The 20,299-nt window shown below is 67.7% G+C and carries 24 protein-coding genes; 14 read left to right on the top strand and 10 right to left on the bottom strand.

Going from position 1 to position 20,299, the window contains the following annotated elements:
- The 4 genes from FE811_RS02810 to FE811_RS02825 form a co-directional block, all read right to left on the bottom strand.
- Positions 1-807, bottom strand: coding sequence for an SDR family NAD(P)-dependent oxidoreductase (locus FE811_RS02810; protein ID WP_140846556.1), 807 nt, complete (start codon positions 805-807; stop codon positions 1-3).
- Positions 808-894: 87 nt separating this feature from the next.
- Entirely contained in the window at positions 895-1,599 is a 705-nt protein-coding gene (locus tag FE811_RS02815; protein ID WP_219848857.1) for a FadR/GntR family transcriptional regulator, read from the bottom strand.
- 3 nt (positions 1,600-1,602) lie between these two features.
- On the bottom strand, positions 1,603-2,367 hold the full coding sequence (locus tag FE811_RS02820; protein WP_036753177.1) for an SDR family NAD(P)-dependent oxidoreductase: 765 nt from the start codon (positions 2,365-2,367) through the stop codon (positions 1,603-1,605).
- Positions 2,368-2,436: 69 nt separating this feature from the next.
- Positions 2,437-3,219 carry a DeoR/GlpR family DNA-binding transcription regulator gene (locus FE811_RS02825; protein WP_140846558.1) on the bottom strand — a complete coding sequence of 261 codons (783 nt, stop codon included), beginning with the start codon at positions 3,217-3,219 and terminating at the stop codon, positions 2,437-2,439.
- 285 nt (positions 3,220-3,504) lie between these two features.
- On the opposite strand from FE811_RS02825, the gene FE811_RS02830 reads away from it, so the two are divergent.
- The 6 genes from FE811_RS02830 (at position 3,505) to FE811_RS27310 (ending at position 8,647) form a co-directional block, all read left to right on the top strand.
- The gene (locus tag FE811_RS02830; protein WP_140846560.1) at positions 3,505-4,314 is read left to right on the top strand and encodes an inositol monophosphatase family protein; all 810 of its coding nucleotides are present in this window, start codon (positions 3,505-3,507) and stop codon (positions 4,312-4,314) included.
- Between the two features lie 27 nt (positions 4,315-4,341).
- Entirely contained in the window at positions 4,342-5,403 is a 1,062-nt protein-coding gene (locus FE811_RS02835) for an ABC transporter ATP-binding protein (RefSeq protein ID WP_114535676.1), read from the top strand.
- Positions 5,400-7,043: an iron ABC transporter permease gene (locus FE811_RS02840; RefSeq protein ID WP_140846562.1), complete on the top strand. Its 1,644-nt coding sequence runs from the start codon at positions 5,400-5,402 to the stop codon at positions 7,041-7,043. Before FE811_RS02835 ends, FE811_RS02840 begins: the two co-directional genes overlap by 4 nt.
- Positions 7,044-7,124: 81 nt before the next feature.
- Positions 7,125-8,126: an ABC transporter substrate-binding protein gene (locus FE811_RS02845; RefSeq protein WP_140846565.1), complete on the top strand. Its 1,002-nt coding sequence runs from the start codon at positions 7,125-7,127 to the stop codon at positions 8,124-8,126.
- A 153-nt stretch (positions 8,127-8,279) separates the two neighbouring features.
- The gene (locus FE811_RS02850) at positions 8,280-8,492 is read left to right on the top strand and encodes a hypothetical protein (RefSeq protein ID WP_114535678.1); all 213 of its coding nucleotides are present in this window, start codon (positions 8,280-8,282) and stop codon (positions 8,490-8,492) included.
- On the top strand, positions 8,477-8,647 hold the full coding sequence (locus FE811_RS27310; RefSeq protein ID WP_181180806.1) for a hypothetical protein: 171 nt from the start codon (positions 8,477-8,479) through the stop codon (positions 8,645-8,647). The genes FE811_RS02850 and FE811_RS27310 overlap by 16 nt, the downstream gene beginning before the upstream one ends.
- A 175-nt stretch (positions 8,648-8,822) precedes the next feature.
- Here FE811_RS27310 and FE811_RS02855 read toward each other — a convergent pair whose 3' ends face one another.
- Positions 8,823-9,023, bottom strand: a complete 201-nt coding sequence (locus FE811_RS02855; protein WP_140846570.1) for a hypothetical protein — start codon at positions 9,021-9,023, stop codon at positions 8,823-8,825.
- A 193-nt stretch (positions 9,024-9,216) separates the two neighbouring features.
- On the opposite strand from FE811_RS02855, the gene FE811_RS02860 reads away from it, so the two are divergent.
- Positions 9,217-9,552, top strand: coding sequence for a hypothetical protein (locus FE811_RS02860; RefSeq protein WP_140846572.1), 336 nt, complete (start codon positions 9,217-9,219; stop codon positions 9,550-9,552).
- Positions 9,553-9,762: 210 nt separating this feature from the next.
- On the opposite strand, the gene FE811_RS02865 is transcribed toward FE811_RS02860, so the two are convergent.
- Positions 9,763-10,503, bottom strand: a complete 741-nt coding sequence (locus FE811_RS02865; RefSeq protein WP_140846575.1) for a sulfite exporter TauE/SafE family protein — start codon at positions 10,501-10,503, stop codon at positions 9,763-9,765.
- A gap of 97 nt (positions 10,504-10,600) precedes the next feature.
- Here FE811_RS02865 and FE811_RS02870 point away from each other — a divergent pair, with 97 nt between their 5' ends.
- The gene (locus FE811_RS02870; protein ID WP_140846577.1) at positions 10,601-11,494 is read left to right on the top strand and encodes a LysR family transcriptional regulator; all 894 of its coding nucleotides are present in this window, start codon (positions 10,601-10,603) and stop codon (positions 11,492-11,494) included.
- Between the two features lie 269 nt (positions 11,495-11,763).
- On the opposite strand, the gene FE811_RS02875 is transcribed toward FE811_RS02870, so the two are convergent.
- Positions 11,764-12,783: a PHB depolymerase family esterase gene (locus FE811_RS02875; protein WP_255469602.1), complete on the bottom strand. Its 1,020-nt coding sequence runs from the start codon at positions 12,781-12,783 to the stop codon at positions 11,764-11,766.
- A gap of 138 nt (positions 12,784-12,921) precedes the next feature.
- Positions 12,922-13,320: a hypothetical protein gene (locus tag FE811_RS02880; RefSeq protein ID WP_255469603.1), complete on the bottom strand. Its 399-nt coding sequence runs from the start codon at positions 13,318-13,320 to the stop codon at positions 12,922-12,924.
- A gap of 517 nt (positions 13,321-13,837) precedes the next feature.
- Between FE811_RS02880 and FE811_RS02885 the strand changes: the two genes are divergently transcribed.
- Complete coding sequence (locus tag FE811_RS02885) at positions 13,838-14,821, top strand: PAS domain S-box protein (protein ID WP_219848858.1); 984 nt, start codon at positions 13,838-13,840, stop codon at positions 14,819-14,821.
- On the opposite strand, the gene FE811_RS27825 is transcribed toward FE811_RS02885, so the two are convergent.
- On the bottom strand, positions 14,784-16,100 hold the full coding sequence (locus FE811_RS27825) for an FAD-dependent monooxygenase (protein WP_219848859.1): 1,317 nt from the start codon (positions 16,098-16,100) through the stop codon (positions 14,784-14,786). The genes FE811_RS02885 and FE811_RS27825 overlap by 38 nt on opposite strands.
- A 36-nt stretch (positions 16,101-16,136) precedes the next feature.
- Between FE811_RS27825 and FE811_RS27830 the strand changes: the two genes are divergently transcribed.
- Genes FE811_RS27830 through FE811_RS27840 form a run of 3 tightly spaced genes read left to right on the top strand, consistent with a single transcriptional unit; the run spans position 16,137 to position 16,978 of the window.
- Complete coding sequence (locus FE811_RS27830) at positions 16,137-16,475, top strand: LysR family transcriptional regulator (RefSeq protein ID WP_219848860.1); 339 nt, start codon at positions 16,137-16,139, stop codon at positions 16,473-16,475.
- Positions 16,453-16,827 (top strand): substrate binding domain-containing protein, encoded by a 375-nt coding sequence (locus tag FE811_RS28675; RefSeq protein ID WP_370362658.1) that lies wholly within the window; start codon positions 16,453-16,455, stop codon positions 16,825-16,827. The genes FE811_RS27830 and FE811_RS28675 overlap by 23 nt, the downstream gene beginning before the upstream one ends.
- Positions 16,769-16,978 carry a LysR substrate-binding domain-containing protein gene (locus tag FE811_RS27840; RefSeq protein WP_219848861.1) on the top strand — a complete coding sequence of 70 codons (210 nt, stop codon included), beginning with the start codon at positions 16,769-16,771 and terminating at the stop codon, positions 16,976-16,978. The genes FE811_RS28675 and FE811_RS27840 overlap by 59 nt, the downstream gene beginning before the upstream one ends.
- Before the next feature lie 354 nt (positions 16,979-17,332).
- Here FE811_RS27840 and FE811_RS02905 read toward each other — a convergent pair whose 3' ends face one another.
- Positions 17,333-17,998, bottom strand: a complete 666-nt coding sequence (locus tag FE811_RS02905) for a GntR family transcriptional regulator (RefSeq protein WP_072463825.1) — start codon at positions 17,996-17,998, stop codon at positions 17,333-17,335.
- A gap of 176 nt (positions 17,999-18,174) precedes the next feature.
- Here FE811_RS02905 and FE811_RS02910 point away from each other — a divergent pair, with 176 nt between their 5' ends.
- Together FE811_RS02910 and FE811_RS02915 are read left to right on the top strand one after the other, a co-directional pair.
- Positions 18,175-18,837 (top strand): flavin reductase family protein, encoded by a 663-nt coding sequence (locus FE811_RS02910; protein ID WP_140846587.1) that lies wholly within the window; start codon positions 18,175-18,177, stop codon positions 18,835-18,837.
- A gap of 56 nt (positions 18,838-18,893) precedes the next feature.
- Positions 18,894-20,216: an MFS transporter gene (locus FE811_RS02915; protein WP_140846589.1), complete on the top strand. Its 1,323-nt coding sequence runs from the start codon at positions 18,894-18,896 to the stop codon at positions 20,214-20,216.
- Positions 20,217-20,299: the final 83 nt, after the last annotated feature.

The raw sequence follows: 20,299 nt of genomic DNA on the forward strand, positions 1-20,299 counted from the left end.
TCAGCCCTTGGCATACCAGCCGTTATCGACGTAAAGGGCGGTGCCGTTGACGAAGCTTGCCTCGTCCGAGGCCAGCCAAAGCGCGGCAGCGGCGACCTCTTCGGGTTCGCAAAGCCGGCCCTGGACGGCGTGCAGGTCGGCCTCGTTCCAGTTCTGGCCCAGGCCGTCTAGTTCCTCGATCTCGCGCAACCCGTGGGCGGTCTTGACGAAGGCGGGGCAGACCGCGTTGGCGCGGATGCCCTGGTTGCGGTATTCGATGGCGATCGAGCGTGCCAGTTGCAGCACCGCGCCCTTGCTCATGCAATAGATGCTTTCCAGCGCGAAGCCCTTCTCGCCGCCGATGGACGAGGTGATGACGATGGAACCGCCGCCGTTTTCCCGCATCTGCTTGACGACCTCGCGGCAGACGATGAAGGCGGAGCGCACGTTGATCGCCATCAGGCGGTCGTAATCCTCGTCGGTGGATTCGTGCAGCGGCTTGACGATGATGGTGCCGGCATGGCTGAACAGCGTGTCCACCGGCCCCCATTCCGTGTTGATCCGCGCCAGCGCGGCGCGCACCGCCTCCGAGCGGGTGACGTCGGTTTCGATGAACATGACCTCTCGGCCCGCGGCAGCCAGCTCGGCTTCGGCGGCGCGGCCGGCCTCGGCGGCGATGTCGAGGATCGCGACGCGCGCGCCGGCCTCGGCGAACATGCGCACGGCGGCAAGGCCCATGCCGTTCGCGCCGCCGGTGATGATCGCGGTGCGACCCGCCAGGCGGCCGGCCAGCGGCGCCTGGGCCAGGGCTTTCGACTCGATGTTCATGCCATTCCCTATTGGACCATTGGTATGCTCTTCATACCATTTGATCCGCTCCGGGTCTGTCAAGACTTTCTTGCGCCGCCCGCCGATTCAGGCTGCCGAGCGGGTGATCCGGCGAATGGCGCCCCAAAGCCTTGCATTCAGAGCGTCCATTGCCCCCTCGACATCGTCCAGATTTTCAGCATCCAGCGCATCGTGGAGCCGCTGATAGACGGCGACGGTTTCGGCAACCGATTGGGCCTCGGGCGCGGTCTCGAAGGGCAGGAACAGCTCGGCCAGGGCATCCTCGACCCCGCGGGACAAAAGCGCGTTCTGGGCGCCGTCGGCCACGGCCAGCAGGAACAGCGTCTCGGCCTGCTTGCGCCGCGGCGCGTCGTCTGCATTGCGCATGAGGGCCAGGGCCTCGCGCATCTTCTTGAGTTCGGCCGGGCCCCGGCGCCTTGCGGCAAAGCGCGCGGCGGCGGTCTGGTTCACGACCAGGTATTCCACCACCCGCATCGAGGCGGCGGGGGCGCGGGAAATGCGCCGCCTGGCCAGCTGGCTCAGCCGGTCCTGGTCCGAGACGAAGGCGCCGCCCTGCGCGCCGCGGCGGACGCTGATATACTGGTTCGTCTCCAGCACCCGCAGCGCCTCGCGCAGGGTCACGCGGCTGATGCCGAACTTGTCGGAAAGCTGGCGTTCGGCGGGCAGGCGTTCCTGCGGCAGCAGCAGGCCGGAATGGATCTGGCGCTGCAGCAGGTCCACCGCCAGGCCATAGGCCGCCTTGGGCTCAAGCGGTCGCAGGCCCCAAAGCACGGGTCAGACCGCCGTGAAGGTGTTGTCGACGAAGACTTCGGCCCCGTTGACAAAGCTGGACGCATCCGAGGCCAGGAACAGCGCCACCTCGGCCACTTCCTCCGGCTCGCAGATGCGGCCCTGCATCGCGTTCACGTCGCCTTCCGAGGCCAGCACGCCATAGCTGCGCAGCTGCTCGATCTCATGCTCGCCATGCTGGGTGCGCACGAAGCTGGGGCAGATCAGGTTGCAGCGGATGCCCTGGTCGCGATATTCCACGGCCAGCGCGCGCGCCAGCTGGTGCATCGCCGCCTTGGAGGCGCAATAGAGCGCCTCGAGATGGGTGGCGGCGCGCACGCCGGTGGTCGAGGTAAAGACCAGGGTGCCCTTGCCGCGTTCCAGCATCTGCGGCAGCACCAGGCGGCTCATCAAAAAGGCCGATTTGGCGTTGTTGTCCATCAGTTCGTCCCATTCCTCGAGCGTGCAGTCGAGAAAGGGCTTCACCAGCATGATGCCCGCATGGTTGAACAGCACGTCGATCTCGCCCAGCTGCCGGCAGGCGGCGTCATGGGCGGCGCGGGCGTCCTCGACCTGCGAGACGTCGGCGCGGACCCAATGCACCTCGTGCCCGGCCTGGGTCAGTTCCTCGGACAGCAGGCGCGCGGCCTCGCCGTCGCGGTCGGCGATCATGATCCGCGCCCCTTCGCGAACGAACAGCCGGACGCTGGCCGCGCCCGCCCCCTTGGCGCCGCCGGTGATCAGGACGTTCTTGCGATCGAGCCGTTTCATGGATCAGAAACTAAACCATTGCGGCAAGGGATTCCAGTTGGTCGGTGGGCTTTCGGCAATCGCCGCCGGTCAGTTTTCCGCCACGATCAACCGCGCGACCGCATTCTCGAGCGCGGGGAACCCGCTGCGCGCGCGCGCCTTGGCATCGACGACCAGGCAGTCGATCTCGGCCGTGGGGCAGACGCATTTCCGGCTGGTCACGCCTATTTTCGCATGATCGGCAAGAATCGCGGTCTTGGTCGATTGGCGCGCCATCGCCTCTGCGATCTCGGCCCCGTAGAGGTGATGATAGGTCGCGCCCAACGCCGCATCCACCCCAAGGGGCGAGAGAAGGGCGATGTCGGCGTGATAGCTGTAGATGTCGGCGACCGTGGCCCCGCCCCAGGTTTCCAGCGGGTCGCGCCTGACCGGCCCCCGCAGAAGCTGCACCCGGACCCCGTTCTCGGGGGTGTTCTGCGCAAGGCGCATGGCCACTTCCAGCGAATTGGTGATCACGGTCAGGTCGGTCAGGCCGGTCGGTCCGGCCAGCACCTCGGCCATGATCGTGGTGGTCGAGCCTGCATCCATGAAGATGGTCTGGTGGCTTTTCAGCAGTTGCAGCGCCGCCACGCAGATCGCGCGCTTTTCCTGCAGGCGCTGGGTGATGCGGACGCTGAACTCCATGTCCTCGGTTTCGACCGGGACGGCGCCGCCGCGGACGCGGCGCAATATTCCAGATTGTTCCATCTCGATCAGATCGCGCCGGACGGTTTGGCGCGACACGCCGAAGCTTTCGACGATCCGGTCGATGGAGACCTGGCCGAACGATGCCAGCATCGCCCGTATTTTCTGATGGCGCTCTTCTTGCCACATGGCTTCTCCAATCGCTGCGCAGGGACCGTCTGCTTTCACTTAGCCTTCCCCACCGGGCGCATGCAAATTACAGATTGACGCATTTGCTACAAAATGCAACATTTCGGTATCGAAGGGCGAATCTGACGGCGCGTGCGCGACAGGGCGTCCGCAAATCGGAAAAAGGGCAGGGTGCCCCGGTTTCAGCCGGGGCAGGGTGGCACCGGCATCCGGGGTCGCATCGGCCTTGCCCATGCGCGGCGCGTTGCCCGCAAGCGGCGCAGGATATCAGGAGAAAGAACCAAGGTGTTGACGAACAGCAGCAAATCGAATGACGCGGTCCTGGATCGCCTGGCCGGCTTTGCCGCAATCCTTGCCGATGAAAGCCGCCGGATGCTTCTGGACGTCGTCGCGCAGGACCGCGCGATCGAGATGAAGGCCGACCGCAGTTTCGTCACCGACATGGACCTGGCCATCGAGATGCGGCTGCGCGAACTGATCTCGGACGCCCATCCCGACCATGGCGTCGTGGGCGAGGAACAGGACGCCTCGGACCCGGATGCGGAATTCGTCTGGGTGCTGGACCCCATCGACGGCACCGCACCCTTCATCGCGGGGATGCCGGTATTCGGCACGCTGATCGCGCTGATGCATCGCGGCAAGCCGGTGATCGGCGTGATCGACCACCCCTCGGGCGGCAATCGCTGGCTGGGGGTCGCGGGCCGGCCGACGCTGCTGAACGGCAGCCCGTGCCGGACGCGGGCCTGCGCCGGCATCGGCGCCGCGATCCTGTCGGTCTGCAACCCGGATTTCTTCCACCCCGAGGAATATCCGGCGCTGGACGCGCTGCGCGAGGCGACGGCCTGGCGCATCTATGGCGGCGCCTGCCTCAGCTTCGGGCTGCTGGCCTCGGGGCGGACGGATGTCCATATCGACACGCAGTTCAAGATCCACGACCTCGCCCCCTATGCGCCGATCATCGAGGGCGCGGGCGGGGTCGTCACCGACTGGGACGGCCAACCGCTGACCCTGTCGAGCGGCCCGCGCATCCTGGCGGCGGGCGATCCGGCGCGGCATCGCGACGCGCTGGAGCTGGTCCAGCGCGCGATGCGCTAGGCGACTTCTGGGGAGGAGACAGAGGGAATGGGGATTGATATCCAGAAACTGGGCGTCGCCTATGGCGATCACCTGGTCATCGACGGGCTTTCGCTGAGGATCGAGCCCGGATCGTTCTTCACGCTGCTGGGCCCGTCGGGCTGCGGCAAGACCACGCTTCTGCGCACCATCGCGGGCTTCATCGACGCGGCGGCGGGGCGGATCCTGTTCGGCGACAAGGACGTGACCGGCCTGCCGGCGCATCGGCGCGACATCGGCATGGTGTTCCAGGATTACGCCTTGTTTCCCGACAAGACCGTGAACGACAACGTGGCCTACGGGCTGCGGGCGCGCGGCCAGGACGGCGCCACGATCCGGCGCAAGGTCGGCGAGGCGCTGGAACGCGTCGGCCTGGGCCACCTGGGCGGGCGGCATCCGGCGGCGCTGTCGGGCGGCCAGCGCCAGCGGGTCGCGCTGGCCCGTGCGCTGGTGATCCAGCCGACGGTGCTGTTGATGGACGAGCCGCTGTCGAACCTGGACGCCAAGCTGCGGGTGCAGGTGCGCGACACCATCACCGAATTGCAGCGCGAGGCCGGGATCACCACCGTCTTCGTGACCCACGACCAGGAAGAGGCGCTGGCCATGTCCGACCGGATCGGGGTGATGAAAAGCGGCCGGCTGGAACAGGTCGGCACGCCCTCCGAGATCTATCGCGACTCGGTCTCGTCCTATGTCGCGGATTTCGTCGGCGCGGCCAATACGGTCGAGATCGACGCGCCCGTCGCGGCGCCGGGCATGGTCACTGTCCGCCTGGGCGGGCATGCGCTTTCGGCGCGCGTGCCGGCGCCCCTGGCCGGGTCCAGGGCGGTGCTGATCGCGCGGCCCGAGGACATCGCGCTGTCCCCGCAGGGCACGGGCGGCGCCAACAGCGTGCAGGGCACCGTCAGCCGCCGGCAATATCTGGGCGGCAAGACGCATTACCTGATCGGAATCGGCCAAGACGTCGCGCTGGCGGTGGAAACCCATGGTGACGGCCATGACCGCTACATGCCCGGCGCCGATGTCGAGCTGTCCTTCGACCCGGCGAAGACCCTGGTGCTGGCATCATGAGCGGGGGGTCCGGCAATCGCACCGTATGGTGGTGGATCTCGCTGGCCGCGATGGTGGTCATGGTGGTGTTCCTGCTTTATCCGCTGCTGACCATCCTGACCGGCAGCTTCGGCGGCGGCGAACGGAACGGCTGGGCGCAACTGCTGGCCGATCCGCGCTATCTCGAGGCCGTGCGCAACACGCTGGTCCTGGCGACGGCAGTGACGGGGCTTTCGGTCTGCCTGGGCGTGCCGCTGGCCTACCTGGCCTCGCGCTACGAGTTTCCCGGCAAGTCGGCGCTGGCGCTCTTGCCGCTGATCGCGCTGGTGATCCCCGAGGTCATCGCCGCGCAGACCTGGCTGATGCTGGTCGGCAACAACGGCGTCGTCACCCGTGCGCTGCGCAGCGTGGACATCGTCCTGCCCAGCTTCTACGGCTGGCCGGGGCTGATCGTCTCGCTGACTTTCACCTATTACGCCTATGTCTATATCAGCACGCTGGCGGCGATCCGCGGCTTCGACGTGCAACTGGAAGAGGCCGCCCGCAGCCTCGGCACCTCGCCCGCCCGGTCGCGGCTGAAGGTGCTGGTGCCGGTGATCATGCCCTCGGTCATGGCCGGCGCGCTGCTGGTCTTTACCATGGTCATGGGCAATTTCGGCACTTCGTCGATCCTGGGCGGCAAGGTGCGGTTGCTTTCCGTGATGACCTACCAGGCCGCCGTGGCCGAGGGAGGCGCCGACCCGGTGATGCAAAGCACGCTGGCCAGCGTCGCGGTCGGGCTGATCGTGATCGTGCTGTTCCTGCAGCGCTGGGTGCTGTCGCGCGGGCGCTACCAGGTGGTGCAGGGCCGCAATGCCCGGCCGGTGCCGCTGTCGGGCCGCCAGGGCTGGCTGATCGGCGGGGCGGCGGGTGCGGTGGTGATCGTGTCGCTGATGCCGCTGGCCATGCTGGTTGCGGGGGCCTTCACCGTCTCGCGCGGGCCGGTGATGCGCTGGGGCGAATGGACGCTGGCGAATTTCGAGCGGCTGCTGCTGACCAATCCCACGCCGATCCTCAACACGCTGGCCTATTCCGCCGTCGCCACGCTGATCGGCATCGCCGTCAGCACCCTGGTCAGCTACATGATCGTCAAGAAGAAGAACCTGTTCACCCCGGCGCTAGACTATCTCAGCACCCTGCCGCTGGCGCTTTCGGGCACGGCGATCGGGATCGGCCTCGCCATGTCCTTCAACAGCGGCTGGCTGCACCTGACGGGAACCGGGGCCATCGTCGTCTTGGCCTATATCATCCGGCGGCTGCCCTTCTCGATGCGCAGCGCCTCGTCCACGCTCTACAACATCCCCGATTCCATCGAGGAGGCGTCGATCAGCCTTGGCGTGGCCCCGGTGCCCAGCTTCTTCAAGGTGGTGCTGCCGCTGATGGTGCCCGCCATCGCCTCGGCCATGGTGCTGACCTGGGCGGTGACGGTGTCCGAACTCAGCGCCTCGATCATCGTCTATTCCGGCGGGCGCGAGACCATGCCGATCCAGATCTACAAGCTGATCGACAGCAACCTGATGGCGCAGGCCTCGGCCATGGGGGTGCTGCTGCTGGCGGTGATCCTGCTGCCGATCTTCGTCGCGACCAAGCTGTTCCGGGTCGAGCTGTTCTCGTCCCGCTAGGCCCCGCGCCGCCGGCCCGGCCGGGAGAGGCCGGCGAGCGTCACACAGAGCCATCACCCCGGAATGCAGAGGAGGAAAGACATGAACCCTGGATTTACCCGCCGCGTCGTGCTGTGCGGCTTGGCCGCCAGCTTGCTGCCGACAATCGGCCTGGCGCAGGATGCCGGCGGCACGGTCGTCGTCTATACGCCTGCGCCCGCCCAGGCGGTCGAGGCGGTGACCGACAGCCTGCGCCAGCTTGAGCCGCAGATCTCGCTCAGCACCATCACCGGCGGCAGCGGCCAGCTTTTGCGCCGGCTGGAGGCCGAGGCGGCCGCCCCGCAGGCCGACCTGTTCTGGAGTTCGAGCGAAAACACCCTCGGCGGTTTTCGCGACCTGTTCGAGCCCTATCGCTCGACCCAGCTCGACGCGATCCCCGCGGCGCTGCACCAGCCCGAGGATCTGTGGACCGCGACCTTCAGCCATGTCGTGGTCGCGATGGTGAACACCGACCAGCTTGGCGACATTCCCGCCCCGACGAAATGGCAGGATTTCCTGGACCCCGCCTGGAAGGGCAAGCTGGCCATCGCCGATCCGAACAACAGTTCGACCGCCTATACCATCCTGTGGGGGATCGACCAGCTGATGGGCCCCGAGGCGCTGGAAAAGCTGGCGCAGAACGTGACGGTGAACAGCTCGGCCTCGTCGATCCTGCGCGGCGTGGCGCAGGGTGAATTCGTGGCCGGGCTGACCTTCGAGGCCAATGCCTATGCCTATGTCGCCGGCGGCCAGTCCGAGATTTCGCTGGTCTATCCCGAGGAGGGCACCTTTACCTCGACCGAGTTCATGGCGCTGGTGAAGGACGCGCCCAATCCCGAACTGGGGCGGCGGACGATGGACGCGATCCTGTCCAGGGAAACCCAGGTCGCGCTGCTGGAAAGCACCTTCCGCCGTCCGACCCGCAGCGACATCGTGGTGGGCGACCACGCCGACCTGCCCGCGATCGACGAGATCAAGGTCTTTGCCACCGACGAGGCCGAGGCGGCCGCCGGCCGCGACGCCTTCCTCGCGCGCTGGCAGGGCTATCTGCAATCCGCCAACTAAGCCCCTGCCGCGAAAAGCGCCGCCCGGTGCCCGAGCCGGGCGGCGGCCCAGGCAAGCGCCGCCGGTCCGCATAGTGTCACTCACGGGATCTGCCGTTGGGGTGCCGCGCAGCAAAAACCCCGCAGCGGTGCAGGATGAAGAGAAGGCAAGGACATGCGCGGGACGGTGATCTCCAACCTGCAGCGCGAACTGGCTGAGGCCTTCACCGACGCGACGTTCGAGCTGCTGAGCGATGCGGAACGCCATGCGCTGGCCCGTTTCATCCGGCAGGATTGCGAACAGGGACAGGGCATGGACGATGTGGGGCTTGCCGGTGCCCATGTCATCGGACACCAGCGGGCTATCGGGAAATGGGCAAGCGCCTGACCGATGTGGCGGAAACCCCGCGTCGGGCCGAGGTCGCGCAGGACGAGGCGCGGGTGCCTTCCAGCACGGCCGGTCCCCTTGACCGGATCGAGCAGATGAAGGCCGGGGTCCGGGACCGCGCGGCAGAGCTTTCGACAGCAAATTGCCGGGCCTGACGCGGGGCTGGCGCTTCGCGCGCGCGAAATCCGAACCGATATCCTGCGTGCCGAGATCGACCGCGACCTGCCCGGACTTTCCGCCGGCAGCAAGGAGAACGGTGCGCTCGATCAGCTTTTGCGGCTGGCCGAACGCATCGCCGATGGGGATATCCTGCCTGACGCACGGCAAGGGCTACAGGATCGCATCGCGCCGCCCGCCCTGAGGACAAGCGATGAATACGTGACCGCGCTGATCGCGGAAGTCGAGGCTTTGCCGGTCTCGTTGCAGGGCCTTGCGGATGCCCGGCGCATCGGTGCGTCGCTTGAGCCGATCGCCGATGCAATGCGCGCCCGCTTCGGTGTCGATCTTCGGCCCCGCATCCAGCCGCTGCATCTTCGCCGCATCATGATCGTAGGCGATCCGGCAGTGCTGGGGGCATTCCGTCAACTCCTGGCGGATGTCCCCTCCGGTCGCGGCGCGAAAGGGGCGGTGCGAACCACCGCGTCGCAATATCTCGATGAGGCGGCGATGCAGTGCCTGCCGAACCTATGCCGCGGTCTACGAAGCGGCTTTGGAAGAGGCGGAGTTGCACGCGATCACCATCACCGACAACAGCCGCGATCCCGGCCCGGACGAACCGACGGCCGAGAATATCGCCCGCTTCGCGCTGGACCGCGTGCGCGCGGTGAACGCGACGATCTCGCAGATCGAGGATGACTGCATGCGGGGCGCCGCGGGCATCGGCAACAATCCGGTGCGCGCGATGGAGTGCCTGACCATGCAGTCTGGGCGGTGCAAAAGGGCTTTGCATCCGAGCTGGTCTCGATCACCAAGCCATCCTGCTCTGCCGAGGCCGGGGGTTTTCCATGCTATTTTCAGCGGGGGGCTGACCGACCGCTACGGCACGCGCAATGCGCGGTGAAGCTGGGGATGAAGAATGCGCAGAGGATGCATCCAGGGCAGGGGCTGGCGCAGAAGCCCGTTCCGCCCGATCTCGCATGGATTGCGCCCAGGCAGGTTCCCGGTCGGCAAGACGGGTAACGAGACCGCAGAGCCCAACGATGCCCGTCCCGGCCGCCAAAGCGCTTCGCAACTGGGGACGCTTTGGACTGCAAAGCCGGTTTGCGCCGCCTCACGCCACGCCGCGCAACAGCATTTCCCCGCCCAGCAGGGCTAGCATGATCAGGAACCAGCGCCGGAAGGTGGCAGCGCTGACGGCGCGGCGCAGGATCTGTCCCGCCCCCATGCCGATCAGCGCCGGAACGACGGCCAGCACGGAAAGCGCAAGCTGATCGACCTGCCAGACCTGGCGCGAGGCCAGGCCAAGTGCCAGGGCGATGGTCGACGTGGTGAAGGACATGCCAAGCGCCTGGACCAACTCGTCCTTCTCCAGCCCAAGCGCCTGCAGCCAGGGCACCGCCGGGATCACGAAGACCCCGGTGCCGCCGGCAATCAGCCCGGTGACAAGCCCGACCAGCGGCGACAGCCAGCGCTCCTGGACAGGCGAGACACGGAACGGCGGCGCGAACAGCGTATAGAGCGCATAGGCGATCAGGGTCGCGCCGAGGATCGGCGTCGTCGCCCCGCCATTCCCGCCGGCCAGCAGCGGCGCGGCGATCAGCGTGCCCGCCATGCTCGCTGCCATCATCGGCCAAAGCCGTCGCGCCAATGCGCCGATGCGCGGACCGGCCAGAAGCTGCCAGAGATTGGTGACCATCGACGGGACGATCAGCAGGCTCGCGGCGGTTAGGGGGGACAGCAGCGCGCCAAGGACGCCCATGGCCAGCGTGGGCAGGCCCATGCCGGTCACGCCCTTGACGATCCCGGCGGCAAGGAAGGTGAGGGCGATCAGCGGGACGGTGAAATCGGTCATGGTCTGTCCATAATCGAGGGGGAGCGCCGGACAATGCGGAACCTCCGCAATCAGGCTTCGGCTGTTCCGAAGGCTGATTCTGGCCTATGCTGCCGGAATGCGCTTCGACCTGACCGATCTTCGCCTGTTCCTTGCCGTGGCCGACGCCGGCAGCATCACCCATGGCGCCGCCGATGCCGGGCTTTCGCTGCCCGCCGCCAGCGAGCGGCTGCGGGACATGGAACGGACCGGCGGCGTCAGGCTGCTGGAGCGCGGGCGGCGCGGCGTGACGCTGACCGAGGCGGGCGAGGCGCTGGCCCATCACGCGCGCCTGATCTCCCGCCAGATGGCCATGATGCGCGGGGAACTGGGTGAATATGCCACGGGCCTGCGCTCGACCGTGCGGCTTCTGTCGAACACGGCCGCCATCGCCGAGCTGCTGCCGCAGCGGCTTGCGGCGTGGATGGCGGCGAACCCGCGCATCGACCTCGACCTGAAGGAACGCCAGAGCATCGAGATCGCTCGCAGCGTCATGGCGGGCTTTGCCGATATCGGCATCCTTTCGGCGGCGGCGGCGCAGGAGGGGCTGGAGCTGCGCCCCTTTGCCGAGGACCGGCTGGTCGTCGTCGCCGCGCAGGACGACGCCCTGGCCCGGATGCGGCAGGTCCGCCTTGCCGACCTTGCCGGGCGTCATTTCATTGGCCTGTCCGGCAGCGCGCTTCAGGATCACGTCACCGCCCAAGCCGCGGCGATGGGGATGCAGTTGCGCTATCGCGTCCGGCTGCGCACATTCGATGGAATTTGCCGGATGGCCGGGGCTGGCGCCGGCATCGGCATCGTGCCCCGGACCGCTGCCCGGCGGATGAAGCGGACCTCGGGCATCGCGATTATCCGGCTGGCCGACGGTTGGGCGCTGCGGCGCCTGTCGGTCTGCATCAGGGCCGGCACCGAGCTCTCGGCCCCGGCGCAGAGCCTGTTTCGCCACCTGACACAGGGCAGGCCCGCAGCGTGACGCGATGCGGCCCGCAGCCGGATGGTCGTCTCGCACCAGAAGCCCTGTGCGGGGTTGTCGGGGAAGATGCGTATTCTGAACCCGCCTGGCTGACTGGCGGGCTGCTCGATGCCGGCCGTCCCATCAGCCCGCGAGGCAAGCTGCGCCGGCATACCTCTCCAGGGCCAACCCGAGCCATCTCCGCAAGGACGTCCCACCAATTCCGGGCCGGAATACCGCTCCCTTGGGCATCCATCCAATCGAAACGCGCAGGCCCTTGCCCCAGCCGATCAGCGGCCGTCCTGCGCGGTGACGAGAAGCGCAGCCAGAGCCGCCCTCTGCCGCGCGGACAGGCTGTGGCGCAAGAAGAAGCGGACCATCTCGCGCGATGCATCGGGGCCCTTCGGATCGGTGAAGCGGCCGGCCGACGAACCGCCCGACCAGGCATGGCCCGATCCCGCGATGCTCCAATGCTCGACCAGCGGGCGCCCGGATCCGACCCGATGCACGGTTTTGACATAGCGGTGGCCGTTGGGAACCTGGCCCGCAAGCTCGGTCGCGCGCAGGGATGCGTAGGGTTCGCGCGCCCGAATTGCGGCCAGCCGCCCGTTCCGGGGGTGGACCACGTGATCGCGGCTGCCATGGAAGATGATGGTCGGCTTGGGATGTTGCAGCCGCCAGCCGGGATTGCCTCGCTGCATCGCCAGCAAGGCGGAAGCCTGGTCCTGCGCCGCGCCCGCGGGCAGCCCGGAATGCGCGCCGACCGCCGCGAAGATCTCGGGATAGGTCGCCGCCAGGATCAGCGCCGCCGAGGCCCCTGCCGAAAGGCCCGCGACATAGACGCGGGCGGGATCGGCGCCATGCCGATGGGTGATGCGGCGGGTCAGGCTGGCCAGCAAGGCCGGCTCGCCGGAACCGCGGGCCTGATCGTCGCGGCTGAACCAGTTCCAGCAGCGGTTCGGATGCGCCTCGCGCGGCTGCGCCGGATAAACCACCATGAAGCCGAACTCCGCCGCCAGCGCGTTCATGCGCGTGCCCTTGGCAAAATCGTCGGGCGTCTGGCCGCAGCCATGCAGCATGACCAGCAAGGGCGGGGGCCTTGCGTCCGCCGCAAGGCCGGGCGTGAACAGCTTGTAGTGCCTGGCGCCATGTTCGCTGTCATGCGTGCCCGCCCGAAAGCTTGCACCCTGCCGGGCCTTGCCCTGGACCTTGGCGGTGCGTTTCGCGCGCTTGGGCGGGGCCTTCGCCGGTTTCACGGCCTTGGGCGTCAGCGCGTTCAGCGCCGTCGTGGCCATCGAGGCAAGGCGCATGGCAAGCTTCAGCCCGCTGGTCAGCGTCGATGCCGTCTTTCGCGCGCGGCGTCTGCCGGTGCCATGTCTTCGGCGTTTGGAGGGGCTGGGCATATGACCTGGGGCGCTTGATCGGGGAACGTGCTTGCGATGGCCGGCTCACCTCGCCGCATCGTGACGCGCGAGGCATTGCGGCACCCCTTGCGCGGAAAGCACGGCCAGGCGCTTTTGCAGGGCCTCGCGCTTGCGCATCTCGGCGGCGGGGTCGATCGGCACCCTTTTGCGCATCGTATCGGGGCCACCGTGGCAGCTGGAATAGCCCAGGCCCAGCCGGCCGTAACCGCCGCGGAAGCCGCCCGTGCAGAGGCGGAAGCCGGTGCCGCTCACCGTGGTTTCCCAGGCATAGCCGCGCGCGATATTCGCCTCGACTTCTTGCAAAAGCCGCAAGACGTTCCTTTGCTCGGCTGCGACGCGCGCCTCGCACTGCTCGGCCGGCGTGCCGCAGGAGGCCAGCCCGAACAGGGCGGCGCAGGTGATGGCAAGGGCGACGCGGTTCATCGGCATATCCCCTTATGGCCTCTTCAGCTTACCCCAGTCCAAGGGCGGGCGCGACAGTTTTGCCGTATCGGCCGGCAAGGCCGCGGCCGCCCTGCACGCGATGGCACGCCCGCAATATGCCTCGTCCCCCGTAGTCGGCATGCCGCAATCATGCGGCTTGAAGGGCATGATCCCACCGGAATTGCGCGGTCTTGACTTTGTTTAATCCGGCGTGATGCGTGTCAAAAAAATTCTTGTTCTGCCAATCGGTTAACTGCGCTCTGCGCAGCCCTGCCGCGGGGCGGGCAGCTTTTTCGCGGCCCGCAGGGGCGGATCGGGCGTGCCATTCCCGGCGCCGCAGCCCCGGCGCTCTGGCAACTCGCCGGGACAGGCCCTAGATTGGCACGGGTATTGATGGGGTCGATACGGCCCGGACCCTCCGGGACGACGGTGCGACCGGAAGGAACAGGCGATGCCTCACCAGCGACCACCGCAAGCCGGCGAAGCGCTTTCCCGTCAGGCCGAGGAAAGACGGCGCATGGCCTCCCAGGCGAATGCCTGGCTTGCGGCCATTGTCGAGAACTCGAACGACGCCATCATCTCCAAGACGCTGGACGGGGTGATCACGACCTGGAACCGGGGGGCGGAACAGCTGTTCGGATACCAGGCCGAGGAGGCCGTCGGGCAACCGATCACCATGCTGATCCCCGACGAGCGCCTTTCGGAGGAAGAGGAGATCCTTTCCCGCCTGCGGACAGGCCAGAAGATCGATCATTTCGAAACCGTCCGCCGCCGCAAGGATGGCGCGTTGATCGAGATATCCGTCACGGTTTCGCCCGTCACGGACGAGGCCGGAACGATCCTGGGTGCCTCGAAGATCGCGCGCGACATCGGCGCACAAAAGCGCGCCTTCATCCGGCAGTCTCTGCTGCTGCGCGAGATGCATCACCGGATCAAGAACCTTTTCACCCTGACGGCGGGGCTGGTTTCGCTGAGCGCCCGCGCGACGACGGGGGGCGAGGCATTTGCGTCCGACCTGCATGCCCGGCTGCGCGCCTTGGCGCGGGCGCATGAATTGACGATGCCGGACCTCGGCGATGCTCCGATTGCGGCGAACGCGACGACCGTGCGTGCCCTGCTTGACGCGATCCTCACGCCACACGCTTCCCGGTCGGACATGCGCATCTCGATCACCGGCTGCGACGCGCCGCTGGCGGGAAATGCCCTGACCTCGATGGCGCTGCTTCTGCACGAGTTGACGACCAACGCAGCGAAATACGGGGCATTGTCCGTTCCCGAGGGGCATCTCGCCGTCGATTTCAGGACCCATGCCGACAGGCTGCTCATGGCCTGGACGGAAACGAACGGTTCCGCGACCCCGGCCGAGGATCGGGTCGCAGGCTTCGGCTCGACCCTGGAAAGCGCGGCGGTCGCCGGGGTCGAAGGCGAACTGCGGCGCGAGTGGAGGGCCGATGGCCTTGCCATCACGCTGGAGGTTCCGCTGCGGCGCCTGGCCGGGTGACTGTTCGCCCGCCCGATTTCCACCGCCCCATAACCGGCCGCCCCACCGCGCTGTCGCGCAGGGCCGGGAGGTCTTTCGCGAAGGTTCCTCGCCAAGACGACATTGTTCCCGGCAAAGCGCGCCCCGCGCCGCAAGGGCTTGCAGGGGGATCTGCGTTTCGATGACAGCCCTCGGCCATGCCTGCGCTGCTGGTGGCTTGCTTTCGGGCCGAAGCAGGACGCTCCTGCGGGAACCTGACGGCGGGCCTGCGGCAGGCTATGCTGTTGGGAGGGCGTGATGAGCGCTGATCACGTTCGAGCCGGTGGCGAACCCGCGCCAGTTCCCGTGGCGGGCTTTCAAGGGCGGCCGGGTCGAGCGGCAGGGCGGGCTGGCACAGCACCGGCGCCAGCATCGCGGGCTCCAGCATCATCGACAGGGCGAAACCGCCGGTAAAGCACATGCCCACCGCGCCCACGCCGGGCCCGCCGCATTCCGCCTGCGCCAGCCGCGCTAGCGATCGCAGCCATGCCGTGACCGGGCTTGCCCCCTGTCCGGCCAGGGTGCGGAACGCGACCGCGGTGCAGGCGCGCCTGAAGATGCTTGCGCCGGCCTCGGCGGCGCCTTCGGCGCCGTCGACGCCGAACAGCGAGGGCAGCCAGACGGTGAAACCCGCATCGTGCAGCCAGCGGGCAAAGCGGACGACCTGTGGGCTGAGGCCGGGCATTTCCTGCATCACGGTCACCGCGGGCCCTTGCCTGCCGACATGGACCCGGCGGGTTTCGCCGGCGAGTGTGATGTCGCGCGGGGTGAAGTCGCCCATCCTGTCGTCGCGCATCCGCCCGTCCTCAGCTTGCCCCGGCCAGCAGGCGGGCGGCGCTTCGGGGCATTGCGCGACGACGCGGTAGCGGTCCTGCGACATCGGCGCGACCACCAGCGTGCCGCCGGCCGAGAAGAACAGCGTCACCTCGTCTTTCGGAATCGGCCAGCCCATCCGCACGTCGGCCAGCATGAACGAGCCATGGGTCTTGCCCGGAAAGGCGATGCCGGCCTGGTCGCGAACCGTGCTGTTCTGCCCGTCCGCGCCGACGGCGTAACGGGTCGCGATCCTGCGGCCATCGACCGGGGTCACGACCGCCCCGTCCGCCGCGGTCTCGAGCCGCTCTGCCGCGGCGGGGCGCAGCACGCAATGGCCCAGACCGGCCAGCCGTTGGGTCAGGATGGCCTCGGTTTCGTCCTGCGGGATCATCAGCGCAAAGGGCAGCGCGTGGCGCAAGCTGCGGAAATCGGCACGCAGCAGCACCGGGTCGCGGTCGCTCGCAACTGATGGTGAACAATCATGGACCAGATGGTCGCCCTGCGCGTGTTCAGGACGGTGGAGCAGGGCTCCTTCACCGGGGCGGCACGCCTGCTGAAACTCTCGCCGGCCGCCGCCAGCAAGAATATCGGCGCGCTGGAGGGCCACCTGAACGTCCGGCTGCTGAGCCTGACCGAGGCGGGAGGGCGCTATTTCGAGCAGATCGCCCGGATCCTGGATGACCTTGACGAGGCCGACCGTTCGCTCGGCCCCTTGCAGCGCCAGCCGAGCGGGCTCTTGCGCGTCAGCGCGCCGATGACCTTCACGCTCACCCGGCTTTCTGCGGCGCTATCCCGACCTGTCGCTCGACCTTCAGCTTGACGACAGGCGGGTCGATATCGTCAAGGAGGGCTTCGACCTGGCCATCCGCGGCAGCGACCGGCTGGAGGATTCAAGCCTGGTCGCCCGCCGGCTGATGACGCTGCGCCACGTCGTCTGCGCCTCGCCGGATCATTTCGCCCGTCACGGCGCGCCGCAGGATCTTGGGGCGCATGACTGCATCCAGTTCACCCTGTCGGGCCATGTCAGCGAATGGGAGTTTACCCGCGGGGCCGAGCGGATCAGGGTGCCGATCGACTGCCGCTACAAGGTAACGAGCGGCCTGGCGATCCGCGATGCCCTGCTTGCCGGTTTTCGGGCTGAACCTCATTCCGCGCCAATATGTCGCCGATGACATCTGGGCCGGCCGCCTTGCTACTGCGCTCGACGACTGGGCGCCGGTGCAGACCGCGATCTATGCGGTCTATCCTTCGCGCCGATACATCCTGCCGAAGGTGCGCGCCTTCGTCGCGTTCCTGGTCGAGGCCACCCGCGACGAGGCATAGCCGGCCGGGCAGGGCGCGGGGCCTACCGCAAGGCCGGCCGTGGCCGATGCCGAGCGCATCCTGCGGGATGCCTGGCTGCGCTTGCCGGGCAGGATCTGCGGCGGCCATGCCTCGACCATCTCCGCGCCGCGCGGATGCGACGCGAGGCACTTGCCGGCTGCCCGAGCCGCTGGTCCAGGACGCCCTCGCGGGGGGCGAGCAGCAGGACGTCGGCATTGCGCTGACCCTGACGCTCCACGGTCGCCCGATGCAGGTCTGGCCGCTTGCATGGCCGTGGCCGTGACGAATCGGTCCCATGGGGCCGGCTTCCAGTTCATGGAAAGGATCGCACCATCGAACCGTGGGATCAAACGGCTAGGGGGCCGAGACGGCGATGCCCCTTGGCCGCGCCCGCATGGAGACGACATCCAGGGCGAATCGCACCAGGTAGTCGTTCAGCTCCATCGAGGCAGAGGTCGCGGCCCCGGCATCGCCTTCGGCAATCGCCATCAGGATGCGGCGGTGAAACGCCTTGCCGATGCCGATGTCCGCCGCCTCGTCCTGGATATGCATCACCCAGAAGCGCCGCGACAGCGCCTGGAGCGGGGTCATCAGCGCCTCGAGGTAGGGGTTATGGGCCGCCTCGATCACCAGCGCATGCGTTTGCCGCACCGTTTCGGCATAATCCTCGAGCGAGAACTCGCCCTCGAGCGACGCGGCAAGATCTCGCATCTGCTGCCGTTCGGCCTGGGTCGCGCGCTCGCAGGCCAGGGCGATCGCCAGCACCTCGGTGGCGCGGCGGACCTCCAGGGCGCTCAGCTGGTCCTCGACGGAAATGGCGGGGATCTCGATGCCGCGGCTGGGGTGGATGCGCAGCATCCGGCTTAGCGCAAGCCGCTGGATGGCCTCGCGGATCGGCGTGCGGCCAAATCCCGTCAGCTCCATCAGGCTGCGTTCGGACACCATCGATCCCGGCCTGAGTTCGCCGCGCTCGATCAATTGCTGAAGCACCGCCACGGCGCGATCCGACTGGTTGATCACCTGCTTTTCCCTGCAGCCACCCTGCGCGCCGTCATAGCGCAGGACGCGGGGCAGCGCAAAATATTCCCGGCCGCCTGTTGCCATGCAACCGATATATCGGTTATGTATCGATTCTGCCGAACCTTGAAAAGATGCCGGCCGCGTCTCCCCGAACCCCACCGACCGAGAGAGCAAAGATGAAGTATTCGCCCCATTCCGAGCCCTGTCCGCTGCCCTTTTCGCCGTTCAAGAGCTGCACCGTGCCGCGGCCGATCGGCTGGATTTCAAGCGTCAGCCGCGACGGGATCGAGAACATCGCCCCCTACAGCCAGTGGCAGAACCTGACCTTCGATCCGCCCATGGTGATGTTCTCGGCCAACCGCTACCCGGACGGCCGCCGCAAGGACACGGTGGTCAATGCCGAGGAGATCGGCTGGTTCGTCTGGAACATGGCGACCTATGCCCTGCGCGAGGCGGTCAATATCAGCGCGATGGCCTTGCCCCCGCAGGAAAGCGAATGGGACCGGCTGGACGTCACCCGCGACTATGCCGACAACGCCCGCATCCCGATGGTGCGCGAAAGCCCCTGCAAGTTCGAATGCCGCCATATCGGCACGCATGTGCTGAAGGGACGCTCGACGGTGGGGACCGTCGACGTGGTGTTCGCCCAGGTCGAGAAGATCCATATCGACGACTGCGTCATCCGCGCCGACGGCCGGCTCGACATCCAGGCGATCCAGCCGATCGCGCGCATGGGCTATTTCGACTACACCGTCGTCCGCGAGACGTTCGAGATGCGCGTGCCCGGCTCCGACGCCGATGCGCGCGCCGGCCTCGAAGGCCGGGCCGAAGCCGTCTGACGGCGCCGGCAGGAATCAGCACCAGACATATGGCAACACATCCGGGGAGGAGACCCATGCCTGCGTCAGAACATTCGACACTCGTCGCCGATTGCGCCAGCGGCGCCGGGCCGCGCAAGCTGCGCGATCTGGTCGCGGTGAACTTCGGCAATGCGCTGGAATGGTTCGACTGGACCATCTACACCATTTTCGCGCCCTATTTCGCGGTGCAGTTCTTTCCGTCCGAGGACCGGGCCGCGGCGCTTCTGGCGACATTGGCGATCTTCGCGGTCGGCTTCGTGACCCGCCCGATCGGCGGGCTGGTCTTCGGGCTTTATGCCGACCGCGTCGGGCGCAAGGCCAGCCTGACGCTGGCCATGTTGGTGACGGCCGGCGGCAGCATCGTCATCGCGCTGGCCCCGGCCTTCGATTCCGTCGGCATCCTGGCCTCGATCATCCTGCTGGTGGCGCGGCTGGCGCAGGGCATGGCCCATGGCGGCGAGATGGGCACCTCGATCACCTATCTGGTCGAGCGGGCGCCCAGGCACCGGCGGGCGCTTTACGGCAGCACCTCGTGGGTCAGCGTGGTGATCGGCACCATGATCGCCACGCTTGCCGGGCTGGCGCTGACCAGCAATCTCGACCGGGCGGAAATCGAGGCCTGGGGCTGGCGCATTCCCTTTGCCCTTGGCGGCTTGCTGGGGGTCTATGGGCTTTACCTGCGCCGCAAGCTGACCGAGACGGAATCCTTCGAAAAGGGCCGGCGCGCGAAGACCCGCTCGGGGATCGAGCCGCTTCTGCGCAACTGGCGCGGCATCGCCGTCGTGTTCGGGCTTTCGGCGGGCGGGTCGATCATGTTCTACACCTGGCTGATCTACAGCCCGACCTTTGCGCAGATCGGCCGCGGGCTTGACGCGCGCTCGGCCTTCACCGCCAGCCTGGTCGCGCAATGCATCTTCCTCGTGGCGATTCCCCTGGTCGGCTGGCTGGCCGACAGATACGGGCGGCGGCTGTTCGTGGCGCTGTTCGGCGTCGGCTTCATCCTGCTGACGCTGCACCTGGACGGGCGGATCGACGACAGCTTCGGCGGGCTGCTTTCGGCGATGACCATCGCGCTTGTCCTGCTTGCCTGCCTGTTCGGCGTGAACACGGCCGTCTGGTCCGAGGTGTTCCCGACCGGCGTCCGGGCGACGGGCGTGGCCGGCCCCCTGTCGCTGGCGACCGCGATCTTCGGCGGGACCGCGCCCTATGTGAACACCTATCTTTCGCAGCAGGGCCATCATGGCTGGTTCCTATACTACCTGATGGCGGTGTCGGGGATCACCCTGCTCACGGCGATCCTGATGCCCGAGACCAGGGATCTCGACCTCGATCGCCCGGATACCGGCCGGCTGTCCTGACAGCAGGTCTGCAAGGTGCGCCGTGCGGCGGCGAGGGGGCCTTTTCGGCCCCCCCTTTTTCACCTTGCTTGTGGGAGTCTCAG

The sequence above is a fragment of the Paracoccus sp. FO-3 genome (assembly GCF_006386455.1).
GTDB classification, from domain to species: Bacteria; Pseudomonadota; Alphaproteobacteria; order Rhodobacterales; family Rhodobacteraceae; genus Paracoccus; species Paracoccus versutus.

Excerpts from the sequence above, each read along its gene's own strand:
- FE811_RS02825 (WP_140846558.1), bottom strand. The coding sequence starts at position 3,219 with ATGTGGCAAGAAGAGCGCCATCAGAAAATACGGGCGATGCTGGCATCG.
- FE811_RS02810 (WP_140846556.1), bottom strand. The coding sequence starts at position 807 with ATGAACATCGAGTCGAAAGCCCTGGCCCAGGCGCCGCTGGCCGGCCGC.
- FE811_RS02835 (WP_114535676.1), top strand. The coding sequence starts at position 4,342 with ATGGGGATTGATATCCAGAAACTGGGCGTCGCCTATGGCGATCACCTG.
- FE811_RS27310 (WP_181180806.1), top strand. The coding sequence starts at position 8,477 with ATGGGCAAGCGCCTGACCGATGTGGCGGAAACCCCGCGTCGGGCCGAG.
- FE811_RS02855 (WP_140846570.1), bottom strand. The coding sequence starts at position 9,023 with ATGCAGCGGCTGGATGCGGGGCCGAAGATCGACACCGAAGCGGGCGCG.
- FE811_RS27830 (WP_219848860.1), top strand. The coding sequence starts at position 16,137 with ATGGACCAGATGGTCGCCCTGCGCGTGTTCAGGACGGTGGAGCAGGGC.
- FE811_RS02840 (WP_140846562.1), top strand. The coding sequence starts at position 5,400 with ATGAGCGGGGGGTCCGGCAATCGCACCGTATGGTGGTGGATCTCGCTG.
- FE811_RS02845 (WP_140846565.1), top strand. The coding sequence starts at position 7,125 with ATGAACCCTGGATTTACCCGCCGCGTCGTGCTGTGCGGCTTGGCCGCC.
- FE811_RS02885 (WP_219848858.1), top strand. The coding sequence starts at position 13,838 with ATGGCCTCCCAGGCGAATGCCTGGCTTGCGGCCATTGTCGAGAACTCG.
- FE811_RS02875 (WP_255469602.1), bottom strand. The coding sequence starts at position 12,783 with ATGCGCCTTGCCTCGATGGCCACGACGGCGCTGAACGCGCTGACGCCC.
- FE811_RS02865 (WP_140846575.1), bottom strand. The coding sequence starts at position 10,503 with ATGACCGATTTCACCGTCCCGCTGATCGCCCTCACCTTCCTTGCCGCC.
- FE811_RS02910 (WP_140846587.1), top strand. The coding sequence starts at position 18,175 with ATGAAGTATTCGCCCCATTCCGAGCCCTGTCCGCTGCCCTTTTCGCCG.
- FE811_RS02870 (WP_140846577.1), top strand. The coding sequence starts at position 10,601 with ATGCGCTTCGACCTGACCGATCTTCGCCTGTTCCTTGCCGTGGCCGAC.
- FE811_RS02915 (WP_140846589.1), top strand. The coding sequence starts at position 18,894 with ATGCCTGCGTCAGAACATTCGACACTCGTCGCCGATTGCGCCAGCGGC.
- FE811_RS02820 (WP_036753177.1), bottom strand. The coding sequence starts at position 2,367 with ATGAAACGGCTCGATCGCAAGAACGTCCTGATCACCGGCGGCGCCAAG.
- FE811_RS02880 (WP_255469603.1), bottom strand. The coding sequence starts at position 13,320 with ATGAACCGCGTCGCCCTTGCCATCACCTGCGCCGCCCTGTTCGGGCTG.
- FE811_RS02850 (WP_114535678.1), top strand. The coding sequence starts at position 8,280 with ATGCGCGGGACGGTGATCTCCAACCTGCAGCGCGAACTGGCTGAGGCC.
- FE811_RS27840 (WP_219848861.1), top strand. The coding sequence starts at position 16,769 with ATGCCCTGCTTGCCGGTTTTCGGGCTGAACCTCATTCCGCGCCAATAT.